The sequence below is a fragment of the Fundidesulfovibrio agrisoli genome, from assembly GCF_022808715.1.
Taxonomy (GTDB): Bacteria; Desulfobacterota; Desulfovibrionia; order Desulfovibrionales; family Desulfovibrionaceae; genus Fundidesulfovibrio; species Fundidesulfovibrio agrisoli.
The window spans coordinates 138,403-156,680 of sequence record NZ_JAKZKX010000007.1 but is presented as its reverse complement, the minus strand read 5'-3'; the positions used below and the strand labels follow the sequence as shown (position 1 = coordinate 156,680).

General features: G+C 68.9%; 15 protein-coding genes. 13 read left to right on the top strand and 2 right to left on the bottom strand.

Translation table 11 applies throughout. The annotated features are described in order from the left end of the window. Positions 1-53: 53 nt before the first annotated feature. Positions 54-3,344: a PAS domain S-box protein gene (locus MLE27_RS07515; protein ID WP_243311448.1), complete on the bottom strand. Its 3,291-nt coding sequence runs from the start codon at positions 3,342-3,344 to the stop codon at positions 54-56. A 127-nt stretch (positions 3,345-3,471) separates the two neighbouring features. On the opposite strand from MLE27_RS07515, the gene MLE27_RS07510 reads away from it, so the two are divergent. The 12 genes from MLE27_RS07510 (at position 3,472) to MLE27_RS07455 (ending at position 13,239) form a co-directional block, all read left to right on the top strand. After that, positions 3,472-5,793 (top strand): mechanosensitive ion channel family protein, encoded by a 2,322-nt coding sequence (locus MLE27_RS07510; RefSeq protein WP_243311447.1) that lies wholly within the window; start codon positions 3,472-3,474, stop codon positions 5,791-5,793. Between the two features lie 45 nt (positions 5,794-5,838). Next, on the top strand, positions 5,839-6,453 hold the full coding sequence (locus tag MLE27_RS07505) for an RNA polymerase sigma factor (protein ID WP_279355731.1): 615 nt from the start codon (positions 5,839-5,841) through the stop codon (positions 6,451-6,453). Beyond that, entirely contained in the window at positions 6,450-6,734 is a 285-nt protein-coding gene (locus tag MLE27_RS07500) for a hypothetical protein (protein WP_243311445.1), read from the top strand. Before MLE27_RS07505 ends, MLE27_RS07500 begins: the two co-directional genes overlap by 4 nt. Further along, positions 6,735-7,130: a hypothetical protein gene (locus MLE27_RS07495; RefSeq protein ID WP_243311444.1), complete on the top strand. Its 396-nt coding sequence runs from the start codon at positions 6,735-6,737 to the stop codon at positions 7,128-7,130. A 162-nt stretch (positions 7,131-7,292) separates the two neighbouring features. Next, positions 7,293-8,111, top strand: coding sequence for a hypothetical protein (locus tag MLE27_RS07490; RefSeq protein WP_243311443.1), 819 nt, complete (start codon positions 7,293-7,295; stop codon positions 8,109-8,111). Beyond that, positions 8,108-8,959, top strand: a complete 852-nt coding sequence (locus tag MLE27_RS07485; RefSeq protein ID WP_243311442.1) for a hypothetical protein — start codon at positions 8,108-8,110, stop codon at positions 8,957-8,959. The genes MLE27_RS07490 and MLE27_RS07485 overlap by 4 nt, the downstream gene beginning before the upstream one ends. Then, positions 8,956-9,717, top strand: coding sequence for a hypothetical protein (locus MLE27_RS07480; protein ID WP_243311441.1), 762 nt, complete (start codon positions 8,956-8,958; stop codon positions 9,715-9,717). The genes MLE27_RS07485 and MLE27_RS07480 overlap by 4 nt, the downstream gene beginning before the upstream one ends. A 101-nt stretch (positions 9,718-9,818) precedes the next feature. Then, on the top strand, positions 9,819-10,550 hold the full coding sequence (locus MLE27_RS07475; protein WP_243311440.1) for a phage tail protein: 732 nt from the start codon (positions 9,819-9,821) through the stop codon (positions 10,548-10,550). Positions 10,551-10,554: 4 nt separating this feature from the next. Further along, on the top strand, positions 10,555-11,082 hold the full coding sequence (locus MLE27_RS07470; RefSeq protein WP_243311439.1) for a tail fiber assembly protein: 528 nt from the start codon (positions 10,555-10,557) through the stop codon (positions 11,080-11,082). 2 nt (positions 11,083-11,084) lie between these two features. Further along, positions 11,085-11,417: a hypothetical protein gene (locus MLE27_RS07465; protein ID WP_243311438.1), complete on the top strand. Its 333-nt coding sequence runs from the start codon at positions 11,085-11,087 to the stop codon at positions 11,415-11,417. After that, positions 11,417-11,962, top strand: coding sequence for a hypothetical protein (locus tag MLE27_RS07460; RefSeq protein WP_243311437.1), 546 nt, complete (start codon positions 11,417-11,419; stop codon positions 11,960-11,962). Before MLE27_RS07465 ends, MLE27_RS07460 begins: the two co-directional genes overlap by 1 nt. Then, on the top strand, positions 11,962-13,239 hold the full coding sequence (locus tag MLE27_RS07455; protein ID WP_243311436.1) for a phage head spike fiber domain-containing protein: 1,278 nt from the start codon (positions 11,962-11,964) through the stop codon (positions 13,237-13,239). Before MLE27_RS07460 ends, MLE27_RS07455 begins: the two co-directional genes overlap by 1 nt. Before the next feature lie 60 nt (positions 13,240-13,299). Here MLE27_RS07455 and lhgO read toward each other — a convergent pair whose 3' ends face one another. Next, entirely contained in the window at positions 13,300-14,502 is a 1,203-nt protein-coding gene (lhgO, locus tag MLE27_RS07450; protein WP_243311435.1) for an L-2-hydroxyglutarate oxidase, read from the bottom strand. 88 nt (positions 14,503-14,590) lie between these two features. Between lhgO and MLE27_RS07445 the strand changes: the two genes are divergently transcribed. After that, entirely contained in the window at positions 14,591-18,214 is a 3,624-nt protein-coding gene (locus tag MLE27_RS07445; RefSeq protein WP_243311434.1) for a DUF748 domain-containing protein, read from the top strand. Positions 18,215-18,278: the final 64 nt, after the last annotated feature.

The following is an 18,278-nucleotide window of genomic DNA, read 5'->3' as shown; positions in this document are numbered from 1 at the left end:
ACATAGGGCTATGTGGGAAGATTCTTCAAAAAAGTCGTCCGGGTGGCGGCCGATCAAACGATGCCGTGCTTGTCCATGTTCCGGTACAGCGTGCGCCTGTCCACGCCGAGCAGCCTCGCTGCCTTGGCGCGGTTGCCCCCGGCCCGGGTCAGGGCGGATTCGATGTCCTCCCGGCTGATGCCGCGCTGGGGCCGGGCGAAGGGCGCGGCGGGATAGGGTTGGGTTGCCTGGCCGCCCGGAAGTTCGACGCCGGCGGAGGGGAGGGGCTGGGCAAAGTGGTTGCCGGGGGGCGCGGTGAGCTCGCGCGGCAGGTGCGAGGGCAGTATCTCCCCCCCCGGGCAGAGGATGCAGGCGTGCTCCAGGGCGTAGCGCAGCTCGCGCACGTTGCCCGGCCAGGGGTGGGTCATGAAGATGCGCATCACCTCCTCGCTGGGCTTGGAGATGTGCTTGCCGAAGCTGTTGCGGAACAGGCCCAGGAAGTGCTCGCAGAGCAGGGGGATGTCCTCGGTGCGCTCGCGCAGCGGGGGCAGGTGGATGACCATGACCTTGAGGCGGTAGTAGAGGTCCTCCCTAAAGAGGCCCTGGCGAATTTTCTCCTGCATGTTCACGTTGGTGGCCGCGATCACGCGCACGTTGGCCCGTCTGGTGCGCGAATCGCCCACGCGCTCGTACTCCTTGCGCTCAAGCACCCGCAACAGGTTCAGCTGGATGCGCGGGGAGATGTCGCCGATTTCGTCCAGGAAGATCGTGCCCCCCTCGGCGGCCTCGAAGCGGCCCATCTTGTCGCGGATGGCCCCGGTGAAGGCCCCGCGCACGTGGCCGAACAGCTCGCTCTCCAGCAAACTCTCTGAGAGCGCCGAGCAGTTCACCTTGATGAGCGGCCCCTTGGCCCTGGGCCCGCCGTAGTGCAGGGCCTCGGCCACCAGCTCCTTGCCGGTGCCGGACTCGCCCGTGACCAGCACGGTGGATTCCACCTCGGAGAGCTGGTCCAGCACGGAATAGATGGAGCGCATCAGCTTGGACTTGCCGATGAGCCCACGGTGGCCGTGCAGGTCCGTGAGGCGCTTCTCGAGGTCGGCCAGGCGGGTGATGTCGCGGATGACCAGCACCGCGCCCACGAAGTTGTTGTTGGGGTCCAAGAGCGGGGAGGAGTTGATGACCACGGTCTGGCCCGGGCGGTGGCCCTTGCACTCCACGCGGTATTCCAGCACCGGCTCGCGCGTCTTGAGCGTGGTGGAGATGACCTCGAAGCAGCCCCGCTGGCAGTGCCCGGCCACCAGGTGCAGGTGCATGCCGTGGGTGGTCTCGCCGCCGATGCAGCAGATCTCGTTCAGGGCGCGGTTGGTCTGGATGACCTCCATCTCGGTGTTGACCACGATGATGGCGTCCGGGATGGAGCGGAACACGGCCTCCAGGTTCAGGCGCAGGCGCTCCTTCTCGTCCATCACGGTCTTGAGCGCGCGCTCCGAGAGGATGCGCTCCGTGATGTCGCGCCCAACGGACTGGAACTCCACCAGCCTGCCCTGCTGGTCGAACAGGGCGTGGTCGTGGCGCTGGAGCCAGCGCTCCTCGCCGTCGGCCATGACCAGGCGGTACTCGATGGCCCCGGTGGGGGCCTCCGGGGTGAGGGCGGTCAGGTGCGCCTCCACGCGCACGCGCTCCTCGGTGGGCATGGAGGTCTTGAGGTGCGCGCCCAGCAGCTCGTCCTTGGGCTTGCCGAAATAGCGGGCCACGGCCGCGTTGGCGAAGGTCACGGCCCCGTCGGGGCGGAAACGCCAGACCAGCTCGGTCTGATCCTCGACGATGGCGCGGTAGCGGGCCTCGCTGCTCTCCAGGGCCTCCTTGATGAGGCGGCGCGCCGTGACGTCGGTGAGGTAGCCCACGATCTCCTGGGGGCGGCCGAAGGGGTCGAGCACCAGGCGGAACTGGTCCCTGATCCAGCGGGTGAGCCCCTGGGCGTTTGTGAAGCGGTACTCCCGGGTGCCCTGGCCCAGGGCCATCTGCATGCGCAGCTCGGTCTCCAGGGCGGGCACGTCGTCGGGGTCCATGCGGGAGTGCCAGAAGTTGGGGTCGCTAAGGAAGTCGTCCGGGGTGAAGCCGGTGAGGTCCTCGATGTTGTCGGAAATGAAGGTGGGCTGCAGGTTGCCCAGGGGCCTGCGGGAGTAGATCACCGCCGGGGAGCTGGTGAGCAGCGTCTTGAGCCGGGCCTCGGTGCGGGCCAGGGCCTCCTCGCTGGCCTTGCGCTCGGTGATGTCCTGCACCATGGGCAGGTAGTAGAGGGGCTTGCCCTGGGAGTCGCGCACCAGCGCGGCCGAGAGGTGCACCCAGATGACGTAGCCTTCCTTGTGGATGTAGCGCTTCTCCAACTCGTAGTTGTCGATCTCGCCGGTGCGCAGCTTGGCGGAGCGGGCCTGGGCGGCCTCCACGTCCTCCGGGTGGGTGAGGCGGATGATGTTGGTGCCGAGCAGTTCCTGCTCGTCGTAGCCGGTGATGAGGCAGAAGGCCTCGTTGACGCGCAGGAACTTCCAGTCCAGGTCCAGGAGGGCCGCCCCGATGGGGGACTGGTCGAAGGTGCGGCGGAAGCGCTCCTCCGATTCGCCCAGGGACTGCTCGATCATGCGCACCGCGGCTTCGGCGTTCTTGCGCTCCGTGATGTCGATGTTCAGGCCTTCGATGTAGAGCACCTCGCCCGACTCGTCGCGCACCTGCCTGGCCGCGGTGTTGATCCAGCGGACGCCGCCGTCCTTGCGGCGGAAGCGGGTCTCGAACCCGGTGACGCGCCCGCGCTCGCGCAGCTCGGTGAGCAGGTGGTCGCGGTCCTGCGGGTCGATGTAGAGCTGGGAGCGCAGGTCCGTGAGCTCGCTGATGAGCTCCTCCGGGCTCTCGTAGCCCAGGATCTCGGCCAGGGCCGGGTTCACGGCGATGAAGCGGCCGTCCGGCGTGGACTGGAACACGCCCTCCACCGCGTTCTGGAAGAAGGACTGGTACTTGCGCTCGGCCTGCTTGAGCGGGGAGAGGTCCGTGATGGTGAGCACGCTCACCGGGCCGCGCGCCATGAGCAGGGGGTGGGCGGTGATGAGCACGGGCAGTTGCCGGCCGCCTTCGGACTGGAGCGTGCGCTCCTGGGGCGGCAGCGCGGCGCTGAGGTCCAGGGGCAGGGCCTGGCCCGGGGCGCAGAGGCACTCCAGGCCGTGGCACTGGCGTCCCACCACGGAATCGACGGACTTGCCCAGCAGTTCCAGGGCCTTGGGGTTGGCGTGCAGGATGACGTTGGTGGTCGCGTCGATGAGCAGGACGCCCGCGTCCACGGCTTCGAGCAGGTCAAGATGGTTGGTCAACGGCATGTCCTGGCCTCCGCGGGTTGGGTACGATGTGCGCCCGGCCCTGTCAAAGGCTCTTGCTTTGGAGGGCGTGCTTTGTCACATCTCACAGGAGCGGGCGGCGAAGCGCCCGTATACCCCGGAGGTTCCGATGCGCGCATTGGCTGCGGTCATACTGGCCCTGTGGACGGTTGCCCCCCCCGCAATGGCGGGAAGCCTGGACGGCGAGGCCTGGAAGGAGATGCTCGCGGGCATCGACGCCGACCTGCAGCGCAGGGGCCAGGAAGTGGCGGCCATGAACGCCGCCCTGCCGGAGATTTCCGCCAGGGCCCAGGCGGCCCTGACCGACTGCGACAACATGCTCACGCAGACACTGCTGCTGCGCGGCCTGGCGGGCGACAACCCCTGGACCATGCGCACCCTCATGTTCCGCTTCAGCGGGTTGAGCAAGCGCCTGGAGGATGCCTCCCGCAGGATCAAGCTGCTCAAGGAGCATCTCGCCCGGGTCAAGGAGGAGAACGCCACCCTGCGCGAGATCAGGCGCAAGGGCATGGACGTGGCCTACGACGACGCCACCGTGAACGACCTGGCTGAGCACACCCGCAAGCTCGCGCCCATCAAGGCCCAGGTGGACGTGCTCCAGGCCAGGGTGAACGAGATACTGGGGCATTTCGAGGCGCTCTCCAGCCAGGTGGCGGACGCGAACAACGGGCTGGTCAAGGACTACCGCCACATCTTCAAGGGCCACTTCTTCGATCGCTCCCATCCCGTGACGGACACCTTCGGGGCCGTGCTGCTGGCCAGCGTCACCCGGGACTGGCTCGCCGACTTCCCGCGCTTCGCCGTGCCGATCCTGGCCGGAACCCGCTGGGGCCCGCTGCTGCTGTTCGGGGTGGTGGCCTGGGCCGCCCTGCTGCTGCTCGGGGCGGGCGTGGCCCGCAGGTTCTCGCTGCACGGCGACGCCGAACTGCGCCGGGGGTGGACCCTGTTCAGCCTTGGGCTGGCCTTCTTCATGGGCTCGCGGTACGTGCCAATCACCTCCAGCCACATCCTGAACCTCATGCTGGTCACCGCCGTCTTCGCCGGGGGCTGGCTCATGCTCCGCAGGCACTACCCCGAGGGGGGGCTGGGATTCTTCCTCGCGGTCTACTGCGCCGGCGTGGTCACGCAGATGCTGAACATGCCGCCCGAGCTCATCGCCGTGGTCTGGCCGCCGGTCATGGGCCTGGCCGGGTGGAACCGCTGGCTGGCCGGGGAGAAGTCCGTGGCCCTGAGGCTGTGGGTGGCCGGCGTGGCGGCCCTGCTGGGGTTCGCCCCGCTGGCCGTGGCCCTGGTGCAGGCCTGGTTCATCCTGCGGCTGATGGTGGCTGCGGCCAGGGGGCTCAAGAAGCTGCTGGCCGGGGCCGGGGGGATGTGGTTCCACTACGTCCACCCCCTGGCCGTCACGGTCCTCGTCGTGCTCTACCTGTGCTGGGTGCTGGTGTTCATGGGCGGCCCCGGCTTCGTGGACTACGTCTTCGAGCTGCAGTGGGAGCTGGGGCCGGTGAAGCTCTCCCTGGACGCCCTTTCCTCCATGGTGGTGCTGTTCTTCGCGGTGCGCCTGCTCCTGGCCTGGGTCGGGGCCTTCCTGGAGGAGGTCAGCTTCGGGGGCAAGCCTTTGGACCCGGCCCTCTCCCACACCCTGACCACCCTGTGCTCCTACACGCTGTGGCTGGCCTTCTTCCTGGTGGGCCTGCATCAGCTCGGGCTGCCGCTCTCCGGGCTGACCTGGATCGCCTCGGGCCTCTCCGTGGGCGTGGGCTTCGGGCTCAAGGACATCATCAACAATTTCGTCTCGGGGCTCATCATCCTCTTCGGCGGCTCCATCAAGAAGGGCGACGTGGTGCAGACGGGCAAGCTCCTGGGCGAGGTGACCAACGTCTCCGTGCGCAACACCACCGTGCGCACCATGGACAACTCCATGGTCATCATCCCCAACTCCAGCTTCCTGCGCGGCGAGATCATCAACTGGAGCTTCCAGGACAAGCGCATCCGCCTGACCGTCCCCGTGAGCGTGATCCCGGGCACGAAGGTGAAGAAGGTGCGCAAGATCCTGCTCGAGACGGCCGGGGAGAACGCGAAGGTGCTCAAGGACCCCGCGCCCTCGGTGGTGCTGCGGCAGCTCGGCAAGCTGGGCCTGGATTTCGAGCTGTACGTCTGGATAGAGGACTTCCGCGCCAAGTTCGACGTGGAGTCCGAGCTGGCGGCCAGCATCGACCAGGCCCTGCAGGACGCCAAGATCACCGTGGCCTTCCAGGGCGCCAAGGTGAAGTACAAGCCCAAAGGCTCGGAGGAGAGCCAGCGCGAGGCCGCGCGCGAGGCCCTGCGCGAGAAGCGCCACAAGGTCTTCAGCCTGGTGCGCCCGCTGCGGCGCGTGCACATGCGCGCCAAGTGGGGCGTGCCTGCCTCGGTGCCCGCCGAGGATGAATCCTGAGCCCGTTCGTCACCGCGGTGTAACCGGCGCCGGGCTGTGCGCGACATGAAAGGCGGAGGCCCGGTGGCAAGGACAGGACCAGACGATTCGCAGGTTGTCAGGCGTGTGCTCGATGGGGACACGGAGGCTTTCTCCGTGCTCGTGAAGGCGCACGAGCAGCACCTGTTCCGCCTGCTGTCGCGCCACCTGCCCGCCAGCGAGGTGGCCGAGGCCGCCCAGGAGGCCTTCCTGGACGCCTACCAGCACCTCTCCAAGCTGCGCGAGCCGGAGCGCTTCCGATCCTGGCTGTCGGCCATAGCTTTGCGCCGTTCCGCCGATTTCTGGCGCGAGAACGCCCGCAGGGCCGAACGGGGGGTGGACTTCTCGAGCCCCGTGGAGCTGGCCTGGCTGGAGTCCGTCATGCAGGAGGACTCCTCGCAGCGCTTCGATGAACAGATCGAACGCGACGAGGCGGCCCGGCTGGTGGAGACGCTGCTCAAGGAAATAAGCCCCGAGGACCGCATCGCCGTGGAGCTCTACTACGCCGAGGAGTATTCCGTGGCGGAGATCGGCGAGATGCTGGGGTGGGGGGAGTCGAAGGTGAAGGTGCGGCTGCACCGCGCCAGACAGAAGATGGCCCGCAAATGCGAGGGCCTGACCGGACGGGGGGGTAACTCATGATCGACAACGCGAAATTGGAGCGCATCTGCGCCAAGGTGGTGGCTGGACGCCCCACTGTGGATGTTCCGCCGGGCTTTGCCGGGCGGGTGATGGCCCACGTGCGCGAGCGGGCCGAGGCCGCGCTGGAGGGCTGGTTCGTGCGCCGGGTGGCCTTCCCGCTCATGGCGGGCGGCGGCGTGGCCTCGCTGGGCCTGGGCCTGGCCTGGATGTGGCTGTGGCAGGCCGGATACATGACCGAGCTGTCGATCATGCTCTCGGGCAACGTGGTGGGGGGCTTCTAGATGCCGCTGACGAGCAAGAGCAAAATGGCCCTCGCCGGGGCGGGCATCTTCCTGGCGGGCCTGCTGGCGGGCACGGTGGGCACGGCGCTGGTGGCCAAGTACCACATTCTCCCCCTGACCCGCATGGACAGGCCCGGCGCGGCCGGGTTCTTCATGGAGCGCCTGAGCGTGGCCCTCAAGCTCGACGACGAGCAGCGGCGCGGCATCCTGCCCATCGTGGAGGAGACCCTGCTCCGCATCGGGCAGGCCCGCAAACCGTGCCTCCAGGCCGAGGACGAGGCCGTGGCCGCCGGTGCCGAGCGCATCCGCGCCCAACTGCGCCCCGAGCAGCAGGGCCGCTTCGACGAATTCCTGGCCAAGGTCAAGGAACGCCGCCGCAAGATATTCGGGAGCTGAGCCCGGGGCTCCATCACCTCCGGGCCGTACGCTTCCGGGCCTGACTCCCACCGGGGGAGCGCTCCCGGAGCGGCCCGGGCCCGATCCGGCAAGACTCGTTTGACGCCGGAAGGCTTTTTGTTCACCATGAACAAAATGCCCTCTCAATAACCGGCGGTCACCATGGTCAAGCTCTCCTGCCTGTCGCTGTTCAAGTCATCGCTTGCCTTCACCGGCCTGCACTTCGGCTCGTTCTGCCGCTGGCTGATACCGCCCATGCTGCTGAGCGCCGCCGCCCTGCTGGCGGCCTTCGCCCTGCACTCCTGGAAAGGGGTCTGGGCGCTGTACATCCCCGCCGGAATATTCGCGGTGTTCTGCTGGATGCCCTACTGCCTGCGGGTGAACCAGATGGCCATTCTGGGCGGCGTGGAGCCGGGGGGCTACGCGGAGAAGATCTTCAGCCGCAGGAGCCTACGCTACGTGCTCTACGCTGTGCTGCTCACGTTCATCATTGCTGTGGGCATGGGGTTGTCCCTGGCGCCGGTCATGATCGCGGCCAAGGACGGGCTCGACAGCCTCGACGGCCGCATCGGGCTCATCCTGGCGGCCGTGCTCGCCACGCTGGTGCTGGTCACGGCGCTCCTGGTGCTCACGGCCCCGCTGCACCTGATCTATCCCGCCGTCGCCGTGGAGGAGGAGCCCTCCCTCTCGCAGGCCTACCACCTGGGCTCGGGGCACAAGTTCTCCCTGGTCATGGCCATGGGGATCCCCCCGCTGGTCTTCGGGCTGTTGAGCGCGCTGGTGGAGGGCCTGGCCTGGCTCTTCCTGCCGGAATCATCCGACGCGGCAAAGCTGATAACCATGCCCGTGACCTTGACGATCTCCTGGCTGAACTCCATCACCTCCATGGCCGTGATGGCCATCGCCTACCGCACCCTGCGCGGCCTGCCCGACCCGGACGCGCCCGCGCGATCAGCTGAACCCCAAGGAGCCCGGACGTGACCTCAGAAGACGGCGAAAGCTGGCGTTTCTCCCCCCTGGCCGTGGCCGGGGGGGCGCTTTCCTTCGTGATCTCCAACCGGAGCCTGCTCGCCAAATGGGCGCTGGCCCCGATGGCCTTCGGCGTGCTCTATCACCTGCTCATGCCCTCAAAACCGGTTTCGCCGGATGCCAGCGGGGCGACCGTCCTGGTGATGCTGGCGCTGGGCTTCCTGCTGCTCTGGGTGCGCGTGCCGCTCGATGTGCGCCTGTACCGCAAGGCCCTGCTCTCGGAGACGCCGTCTTCGTTCTACGGGATGCAATTGCTGGAAGGGTGCACCTGGCGCTACTTGGGGACCTACTTCAAGATCGGCGTCGCCTATCTGGGCGGCGCGTTCCTGCCCGGCATGCTGTTGGCCGCTGTGTACGTCGTCAGCGGCCCCGCCGCCGCAAAGGCCACGGAAGGCTGGCAGCAGGCCGTGGGCCCGGTGGTCTACGCGCTGGCGATCTGCGCCGTGGGCTACATCTGGCTCGCCCCTCGGGCCGTGATGCTCTTCGCGGACACGGCGGTGGGCGGCTCCATGCGCCTGTTCGGCAGGAACCCGTCCCTGCTGGCGGCCTGCGAGGCCCGCTGGCGCATCGTGGCGGTCATGTTCCTGATCTGGCTCCCGGAGTATGCGGGCGTCGGGCTGAACCTCCTGGGCGACTCCCTGGGCTGGTGGGAAAACCAGGCGCTGGCCCTGGGCTTTTCCGTGTGCAGTTATTTCCTGGGCTTCGCCACGGCCCTGGTCTCCATGGCCGCCGGGGCGGGAGTGTACGCCCGGCTGCAAGGCAGGCCCGAACCCGCCCCGGAAGAGTTGGAAGAGGCGTGAGCCACAGCCTCCTGAGCGTGCCGCGTGCCGTGGTGGGCGTTATCGCCCTCATGGCCGGCCACTCCAGGGCGCTGCTGCTTCTCTCCTGGCCGATGCCCGCCTGCGGGGCGCTCTTCCTGGCCGTGGCCGCCCTGGGGCTGATGCCCGAGTGGGCCGTGCTCCCCTCGCTCGGGGCCACGGTGTCCGCGCTGCTGTTGCTGGCGGCGGCCTTCAACGTGCACGCCCTGCGCCTGCTGCTGGCCTCCTGGGAGCCGCCCTCGGGCTTCCTGGCCCGGCTGTCCGGTTCAGCAACCTGGAAACAGCTGGGCGCACTGGCCCTGCTTTTGGGCCTGGCCGCGATTCCCGGCGCCCTGGGGAGCTGGCTGGCCTCGCTCCTGATGGACGCGGGCCTGCCTGAGCAGGCCGAAGCCGTCCTGGCCGTGGCCCTGCCCGTGCTGGCGGCCCAGGCCGCAACCCCCAGGCTCCAGTTGCTCTGGCTGCCGGGGTTGGCCCTGGGCGACCCCGCCCCATGGCGTTCGGCCCGGCATGCGGCCAGGGGCCATCTGCCTCGGCTGGCAGCCCTGAACGTGCTCCTTGGCGTGTTCTGGCTCGGCGTGAACCTTTTCGCGGGCTGGTTGGTGGGGGCTTTCGCCCTTGATGGCAGCCAGGCCCAGCTCGAACTGCTCACCGAATTCTGCTGCCTGCCCGTGCAGCTCGGCGCCTGGGTCTGCCTCCAGGCCATCTGCCACATCCGCCTGAACCGATCCCCCGAAATCTGAGTTTTTTTCATTCCGGCCAAGTTTTTCCCCACATAGCCCTATATGGGGTGCAATCCGCGCGCTCCTGCATATCATGCCTCTCCACCTGGCAAGGAGAACGCATGACATTCACGAGAACAACGCTCATCGACGCGAGCCCCACGGGGGACTCGGTCAAACAGGCCGTCCTGGACCTGGACGCCGACCTCACCGGGGCCTTCGCGGGCCTCAACCAGCTCCTGGCGTCGCTCGGCGGCAAGATCAGCCAGGGGGACTACAACCAGCCCCAGGGTGTGCCCCGCCTGGACGCCTCGGCCAAGATCCCCGCCGGGCTGCTGCCCAGCCTGCTGGCTGAAGGCCCCGTCGGCATGATCGCCGCCTTCGGCATGCAGTCGCTGCCCGCGGGGAGCAACTGGCTGCCGTGCAACGGCGCGGAGCTGCCCATGGCGGACTACCCCGCGCTCTACGCGGCCATAGGCACTTCTTTCGGCTTCGCCGCCGAACCGGCCAAGTTCAAGATTCCGGACTTGCGGGGCTTCTTCCTGCGCGGTTGGGACAACAACGCCCACGTGGACCCCGACGCCGCCGGCCGCACGCGCGGGGACACCGTGGGCTCCACGCAGGGCTTCGACTGCCAGAAGCACACGCACCTCGTGGGCATCAATGGGTATAGCCAATCCGGCGGGGGCTTCAACACGGTCAACGTGGGACTCCGCGACGGAAGCGGGGTGTTCCACACGCAGGATTTCACCCCTCAGTTCACCGACGCCGAGAAGCTGGACGACTACGGCGTGGCCGGGAAGGAGACTCGTCCCGTCAACATCGCAGTCCTGTACTGCATCAAGTGGAGGTAAGCACATGATCCTGTATTCCTACGACATGTCCGGCCTCTACGTGGGGCCTGTGGCCGCGGCCCTTTCGCCCGCCCGCCCCTTCATCGAAGGCGAGCCCAACTACCTGCGGCCCGCCCGTTCCACCGAGCAGGCCCCGCCGGATTGCGAGCAGGGCTTCGTCCCCGTGTTCGACGGAGAATGCTGGCAACCCGTTGAGGACCACCGGAGCCAGGCCATCCACAACACCGCGACCGGCGTCGCCCACGTAGTGACCGAAATCGGCCCCATCCCAGAAGGCTGGACCACCCAGCCCCGCCCGGACGCCCGCTTCCTCTGGGACGGACAAGCCTGGGCCCTGGACGAGGCCCTGGCACTGGACAGCGCCCGCCGCACCCGCAACGCGTTGCTGACGGGTTGCGACTGGACGCAGCTCCCCGATTCGCCCCTGAGCCCCGAAACTAAGGCGGCCTGGGCGGCATACCGCCAGGCCCTGCGCGACTTCCCGGCCGGCTGGACCCTGGACAAACCCTGGCCCGATGCCCCGCAGGAGTAATCATGGCCCACAGACACGACATCATCGTCGAGCAGGGCGCGACCCTGCTCCTGGAAGTGGACTGCCAGGACGAGAACGGCTCGCCCTGCGACCTCACCGGCTGCTCCGCGGCCGCCCAGGTCCGCGTGCGCTACGCCGACCCGGACCCGGCGGCTGTGTTCACAGCGGACGTGTCGCCCTTGTCCGGGCGCGTGACCCTGACCCTGAGCGCCGAACAGACCCGCGCCCTCACCAAACCATACGGCGTATGGGACCTGCGGCTCAATTGGCCCGACGCCATGGTGCAGCGGCTGGTGGAAGGAAAAGTGACCGTGAAACCGGAGGTGACGCGCTGATGGCCGCCGTTGTTCAAAGAATCGTGCTGCGCACCCCGGAGACCGTGGGCTCCATGGCCCAGTTCACAACCCTGGAGCAGTGCCGAATGGAGTCGGCGGAGGCCGCCGCACAGGCGCAGAACGCCCAGGGGTACATGGGGCAGGCGTCGGCCAGCGCCCAGGCATCCGCGATCTCGGCGGGGCAGGCCGCGGCAAGCGCGGCCGCGTTCCCCAAGGGCGTCGCGCCGGGCCAGTTGCCCCCGGCCTGGTGCCTGGGGTCGGCGGCGTTCCAGAACCTGCGATTCATAGACGCCGCGAAGTCCTACACTGAGGCTGAGATGTTCGATCCCATGCAGACATCCGCCATTTTGGTTGGTGTTTCCGCTCCGGGAGCAAGGCGTGGTGACTTTGCTGTTGTTTCAAGCTCCGCTGCGCATTACGGCTTCTTGTTCTGGTGTGAAGTCATGGACAATGCATTGAACGTGTATGCCATCAACATAAACCCAGTTGACGCGCTGCTCTCCGCTTCCGACTTCTACATCCGCGTCATGAAGAGGATCCCCTAATGGCCATCATCAGACCGGTCTTCAACTGGGTGGCCCAGCCGGGCATCACCCCCCCGGCGGTCAACTTCACGCGCGCCTCCACGGCCACTTACACGGACGCACTCGGCGTGATCCGCACGGCAACCTCCGGAGTCCTGCGCGACAGCTTCGATCCGCTGACCGGGGCCTACCTGGGCAAGCTCATCGAAGAGCAGCGCACCAACCTGCTGGCGTACTCCTCGGTGTTCGACAACGCGGCCTGGACCCAGCTCAACGGCCCGGTGATCGCCCCCGGAGCGGCGGTTTCGCCGGACGGAACCCAGACCGCATACTCCGTGGGGGACACCTCCACGGCCTATACGCAAACCATCAAACAGGATCTGACCGTCCCGGCGAACACCAGCACCTACTGCGCCTCGCTCTACGTGCAGAAAACGCCGGGGGGCGGCCCCATCACCAACTTCAACCTGTACTTCTTCAACGGCACCCAGGCCAACTACAGGCTGGAGGTCAACACGGCCACGGGCGAATGCCACACCAACACGGCCTACGCAGGGTCGGCAGCCCCGGCGGGGTTCGGCGTCATCGACTGCGGGCAGTACTGGCGGCTGTGGGTCGCGGGCGCGAACAAGGGCGACAGCACCTCGCTGCGCTTCGGCCTCACTCCATCCTATGGCCTCGGCTGGAACCAGCCGTTGTCCGACGTGCTGCAAACCAAGACGCTGGCGATCTGGGGGGCGCAACTGGAGGAGGGGGCGTTCCCAACCTCCTACATCCCCACCACGTCCGCACCGGTCACACGCAGCGCGGACCAATGCACGCTGCCTCTGGCCAGCCTGGCGGACAGCGGAGGGAATCCGGCGTTCGGCATGGCCTGCGGCACGATGTTCGCCAACTTCGCGTTCAACGGGTTGCGTACGGATGTGGTCGGTCAGGCCGTCATCGGCCTGGATGACGGCACCACGGCCAACAGGATCAACATCAGCAGGACACTGGCGTCCGGCCTGTTCACCTGGGACAAGGTCTTCGGGGTGCAAGTGGGGGCGGTACAGATCCTTCATCCGTCCCCTGCCGCCGGAACCCACTACCGGGCCGCCTATGGGTTTGACAGCGCCGGGCGTTCCTCCTGCCTCAATGGTGGGGGCGTGCTCACCGATGCCACCCCAATCGCTCCGGTTGCTACGACCCTCAACATAGGCTCTTTGGCCAACGGGTCGTTCCTCAACGGCGTGGTCAGGCATGCGGCGCTGTTTGCCCGCAGGTTCTCCGACGCGGACCTCCAGGCCTTGACCGCATGACGGCAACGGCGGCCCCTCGGGGGGCCGCCTTCACATAGAGGGCGTTCCGCCGGCGGAACGTCACACGGCGCGCGCCAGGCCCTGGACCTTCTCCGCCAGGAGGGGGGCCAGGGCCATCGAGCAGGTGAAGGCGGGCGAGATGGCCCCCAGCACGTGAAGCTGGCCCGGGGCCTCCTCGGTGACGAAGTCCATCACCAGGGAGTTGGTCCGGGTGTCCACCAATTGCGGGCGGATGCCCACCTTGGGGCTGGGGAGCACATCCTCCCTGCGCAGCTCGGGCACCAGCCGGGCCGCGTCGGCGAAGAAGTGGCGGAACAGGTACTTGCGCGGCTCGGAAAGGGCCACGCGGCGGAAGACCGGGCTCCTGGCGAGGAGCAGGGCGTCCTGCCAGAGGAACCTGGGCGCTTCGGCGTCCAGGCCGCCCAGCAGGCCGTAGTTTTCCCGCCCGAATGCCGGGATGGCCGTGGGCCCCAGGTGCACCCGGCCCGAGACCGCCCGGGTGAAATGCACGCCCAGGAAGGGGGTGTCCGGGTCGGGCACGGGGTAGATGCTGCCCCGGCACAGGCGCGAGGCCTCGGGGGCCAGGCTGCGGTAGAGCCCCTTGAAGGGCACCAGCATGTAGCGCAGGCCCAGCCCGTGGGCATGGGCCAGGGTGTCGGCGTGGGCTCCGGCGGCGTTGACCAGCACGCCGTACTCCACCCGCCCGGCGCTGGTCAGCAGGGCGCGGCCCGGCGCGGGGCCTTCCACGCGCACCCCGAAGCGCACGCGGGCGTCAGGGTGCGCGGCCAGGTCGGCCAGCAGGCTTTGCAGGATTGCCTTGGGCTCCACCACGGCCGTGAGCGGGGAGTGGATGGCCTGCTCCACGGTGCGGGCGTGGGGCTCGATGTCGCGCAGGGCGGCCTCGTCCACGAGGCTCACCTCGGCCCCGGCCTCCAGCGCGCGGCGGTGCAGGGCGCGCAGGATGCCGAGCTGGGCGTGATCCGAGGCCACGATCACCTTGCCGGATTCCAGCAGGGGCAGGCCGCGCTCCTTGCAGTAGGCGCGCATCAGCCGGTTGCCGGCCAGGCAGGTGGCGGCGCGGGCCGTGCCGGGCGCGTAGTAGATGCCCGCGTGCAGCACGCCGGAGTTGCGCCCGGAGGCGTGCATCCCGGCGGCCTCCTCCTTTTCGAGCACCAGCACGCTCGCTCCGCTTGCGAGCAGTTCCCTGGCCAGGGTCAGCCCGATGATGCCTGCCCCGACGATGACCACATCCGCGTGTTCCATGCGCAGGGTGTGCACGGGGGGGCGGAAAAATGCAAGAGCGCCGCCCGGAGCATTCCCGCCGCACGGGGAAGTGTGCTACGTGTGCGCCATGAACGACGAACCGAAGCCCTCCGACGCGCCCGAGTCCGACGTCCGGCCTTCGCCTGCGCCTTCATCCCCGGAGCCGCCGCTGCCGGGTCTAGGCCCCGAGGTCTACTCCATTGCCCGCGCCCTAGGCGTGGGCGCGCTGTGGTGCGCCTATGGCGTGGTGCTGGTGCTCTTCCTGGGCTCCGTGGCGCTGCCCTTGTTGTTCAAGGGGTATCTGGAGAAGGAGGCCTCAGCCGCCCTGGACCGCGAGATCAGGCTGGCCAGCATGTCCGTGAACCCGTTCACCGGCAGGGTCCGCCTGGGCGGTTTCAGCCTGGCCTCCAAAAAAGGCGGCGAGCCCCTGGCCTCCTTCGACCTGCTGGACCTGCAGGTCGGACCGCTGAGCCTGGCGCGCGGCAGGTTCCTGGTGCGCGGCCTGCACCTGGAGAACCCCCGAGTGCGCCTGGGCCGCGACGCCGAGGGGCGCCTGAACATCGCGGACCTGCTGCCCGAGGCCAGCGGGGAGGAAGCCTCCCGCGGCAACCCACTGGAGTTCACCATCCCGGAGATGTCCTTCTCCGTGAGCGACGTCTCCATCACCGGCGGAACCCTGGTCTTCGAGGACGAGCTCAAGGGCACGCGCCACCAGGTGGACGACCTGCGCTTCACCCTGGATTCCTACAGCAGCGGGCAGAGCGGCCTGCGCGAGGCCTTCAGCACCGAGGGGCTGGTCAACGGCTCCGACGTGCTGCTCAACGTGCGCGCCGACCTCTACTCCGACCCTCCCCAGGCCGAGGCCCGGCTCAGCGTCAAGAACCTCTCCATGAAACGCTACTCGCCCTACCTACCCCTCAAGCGCCCCATGGACCTCTCCGTGGCGGACGCGGGCCTGCGGGTCAGGGCGGTGTTCGGCGCGGCCGGACGCCTGGAGGGCGAGGCCAAACTCAGCGGGGTGGGCCTCACGGCGGACGAGGAGAACTTCCTGCGCCTGGACACCATCGAAGTGCAGGGCGTCAGCCTGGACCCGGCGGTGGGCAGCCTGGAAGCGGAGCGCCTGCTGCTCGGCGCGCCGGTGCTGGGCCTCTCGCGCGACGAGCAGGGCCGCGTGGGCCTGCTCGGGGCCCTGGAGCTGGCCCACCAGGAGGAAACACAGGCCGTGTCCGCCCGGGAGGCGGGAGGCGCACCCCCCGGCTTCAAGCTGGCCGGGGCGGAGCTGCGCGACGGCAGGGTGGAGATCCGCGACGCGGGCCTCGGGCTCACCGTCACCTTGCAGGATCTGCGCGCCGCGCTCGCCGGGCTCGACGCCCAGGCCGGAAAGGTGGAGTCGGTCCGGCTGGAGGCGGGCAGCAACCTGTTCGAGCGCGTGCAGGTCAAAGCCGGGGGGGCGTACCTGCCCCTGGACCTTAGCGGCGAACTCACCCTCGAGGGCCTGGATTTCGGCAAGCAGTTGCCCACGCTAAGGCGCCTCATGCCCAAGCTGACCCTGGCCGGTGTGGCCGGGAACAGGACGACCTTCACCCTCAAGGACGCGGGCGGGCAACTGGCGGGGACGCTCTCGGCCTCGCTGGACGTGTCCGGTCTGCGCGCCCAGGCCGAAGGGCAGGGCGCGCCCCTGCTGCAAGCCAAGACCCTGAAGATCGCCGGGCTGGATGTCGACCTGGCCGCCAGGCGCGTTGCCGTGGGCCAGGTGGCGCTGGGCGGGGGGACTGCCGCGCTGACCCGCGCGGCGGACGGGCGCTTCCCGGCGCTGGCCGCCCTGGCCGTGCAGGCCCCAGCCGCCCAGCAGGCCGCACCTCAGCAGGCCGCGCCGCCCGCTCCGCAGACGCCCGCACAGCCCTGGCGCGTTTCGGCGGGCCAACTGCACATAACGGACATGGCCGCCGCCTGGCAGGACGATCAGGCCAAGATGTCGCTGGCCGTGAACCTGGCCGACTTCTCCCTGAAGGATGTGGGTGCGGGCGTGGACAAGCCCGTGGGTTTCGCGGCCAAGGGCACCCTCGACACCAAGGCCGCTTTCGACGTCTCCGGCGAACTCACCGGCGTGGGCACTTCCGGCGTTTCGGACACGCTGGGGATCTCCGCCAAGCTGGGACTCTCCGGCGTGGACCTGGCCCAGGCCGCGCGGTTCGTCCCCGGCCTGCCCGTGGCCGTGCTGGCGGGGCAGGCCGGGGCCGAGGGCTCGCTCAAGGCCTCGCTGGGCAAGGGCGGAGTCACGGCGTCCTACGCGGGCGGGGCGTCCGTGGCCGGCTTGAGCCTGGCCCAGCCCGGGCAGACCGACCCCTGGCTGACCCTGGCCGGGCTGAACGCCTCCGGGATCGCCTTCCAGCTCTCCCCGCCTGATTTCAAGGCCGAGTCAATCACACTGGACTCCCCCGTGCTGCAACTGGCCCTGGACAAGGACGGCAAGCCCGTGCTGCCCTTCGCGGCCCAGACTCAGACCCAGGCGCAGGCCCAGCCCCAGGGCAAGGCTCCCGCGCCTGATAAGGGCGCGGCCCCCAAGGCCTCCGGCGCGCTGCCCGGCTACGACGTGGCCAGCTTCCTGATGCGCGGCGGCAGCGTCACCCTGAGCCCGCAGGGCTTCGACCCGCCGCTCAGCCTCACCGTGAAGGACATCCAGGTGGGGCTCAAGGGCCTCAAACCGGGCGAACGCGCCGCCGTGGACGCCAGCGCCCAGATCGGGCACTCGGGCAAGCTGCGCGCCCAGGGCAACGCGGGCTGGACCGGCTCCGGCCCGCCGGTTCTGGACATGAAGTCCACCCTGGACGGGCTGGACCTGGGCGAGCTTTCCCCGGTGAGCCGCAAGTACACGGGCTTCCCCATCACCCGTGGCAAGCTCGGCCTGAACCTGGACTACAAGATCGACGCCAAGGCCCTGGACCTCAAGAACAAGATCGTGGTCAGCGGGCTGCAACTGGGACGCAAGACCCCGGAGCCGGGCCAGAAGGACATCCCGCTTGATCTGGCGGTGAGCCTGCTCACCGACAGCAAGGGCGTGATCGACCTGGACATCCCGGTTAAGGGCGCGCCCGAGACCGCCAAGGCGGACCTGCGGGACGTGATCTCCACGGCCATGGCCGGGGCCTTCGCCAAGGTGCTGTTCTCGCCCCTGGCCTTCCTCAACGTGGCCGGGAGCAGCGGCTCCACGGCCTACGCGCCCTTCGCTCCCGGCACGGACCAGCTCACGCCCGAGGCCCGCAAGACGCTCCTGTCGCTGGGCGGGGCGCTGGCCGGGCGGCCCAGGCTCAACGTGGAGATCATGACCTACGTGGACCCGCCCACGGAGGCGGCGGCCTACGGCGAGTCCCTGGCTCAAGCCCAGGCCCAGGCCAAGGCCCAGACGGCCCAACCGGCCCAGCCCGCCGCGGAGAAGGGCGGCAAGCCCGCCAAAGGCGCGAAGGCGCAAGCTCCGGCCCAGGCCCCGCAACCCGCGTCGGAGTCGGGGCAGGCTGCCCAGCCCGCGCGCGCCCCCAGCGCCGAGGACTGGGCCAACCTGGCCCGCAAGCGCATGGAGGTGGTCTGGCTGCTGCTGACCAGCGAGGCCAAGCTGCCCGGCGAGCGGATCTACCCTGTAACCGGCGAGGCCACGAAACCGCCCAAGGTTCAGGGCCAGCCGGGGAGCAGGGCGGAAGTGCGGCTGCGCAACTGAGGAAACAACCGGTTTTATGGGCTTCGGCGGTGGCCAACAGTGCGAAGCCGCGTGGGAGTGCAGA

Excerpts from the sequence above, each read along its gene's own strand:
- MLE27_RS07515 (WP_243311448.1), bottom strand. The coding sequence starts at position 3,344 with ATGCCGTTGACCAACCATCTTGACCTGCTCGAAGCCGTGGACGCGGGC.
- MLE27_RS07510 (WP_243311447.1), top strand. The coding sequence starts at position 3,472 with ATGCGCGCATTGGCTGCGGTCATACTGGCCCTGTGGACGGTTGCCCCC.
- MLE27_RS07505 (WP_279355731.1), top strand. The coding sequence starts at position 5,839 with ATGAAAGGCGGAGGCCCGGTGGCAAGGACAGGACCAGACGATTCGCAG.
- MLE27_RS07500 (WP_243311445.1), top strand. The coding sequence starts at position 6,450 with ATGATCGACAACGCGAAATTGGAGCGCATCTGCGCCAAGGTGGTGGCT.
- MLE27_RS07495 (WP_243311444.1), top strand. The coding sequence starts at position 6,735 with ATGCCGCTGACGAGCAAGAGCAAAATGGCCCTCGCCGGGGCGGGCATC.
- MLE27_RS07490 (WP_243311443.1), top strand. The coding sequence starts at position 7,293 with ATGGTCAAGCTCTCCTGCCTGTCGCTGTTCAAGTCATCGCTTGCCTTC.
- MLE27_RS07475 (WP_243311440.1), top strand. The coding sequence starts at position 9,819 with ATGACATTCACGAGAACAACGCTCATCGACGCGAGCCCCACGGGGGAC.
- MLE27_RS07470 (WP_243311439.1), top strand. The coding sequence starts at position 10,555 with ATGATCCTGTATTCCTACGACATGTCCGGCCTCTACGTGGGGCCTGTG.
- MLE27_RS07465 (WP_243311438.1), top strand. The coding sequence starts at position 11,085 with ATGGCCCACAGACACGACATCATCGTCGAGCAGGGCGCGACCCTGCTC.
- MLE27_RS07460 (WP_243311437.1), top strand. The coding sequence starts at position 11,417 with ATGGCCGCCGTTGTTCAAAGAATCGTGCTGCGCACCCCGGAGACCGTG.
- MLE27_RS07455 (WP_243311436.1), top strand. The coding sequence starts at position 11,962 with ATGGCCATCATCAGACCGGTCTTCAACTGGGTGGCCCAGCCGGGCATC.
- lhgO (WP_243311435.1), bottom strand. The coding sequence starts at position 14,502 with ATGGAACACGCGGATGTGGTCATCGTCGGGGCAGGCATCATCGGGCTG.
- MLE27_RS07445 (WP_243311434.1), top strand. The coding sequence starts at position 14,591 with ATGAACGACGAACCGAAGCCCTCCGACGCGCCCGAGTCCGACGTCCGG.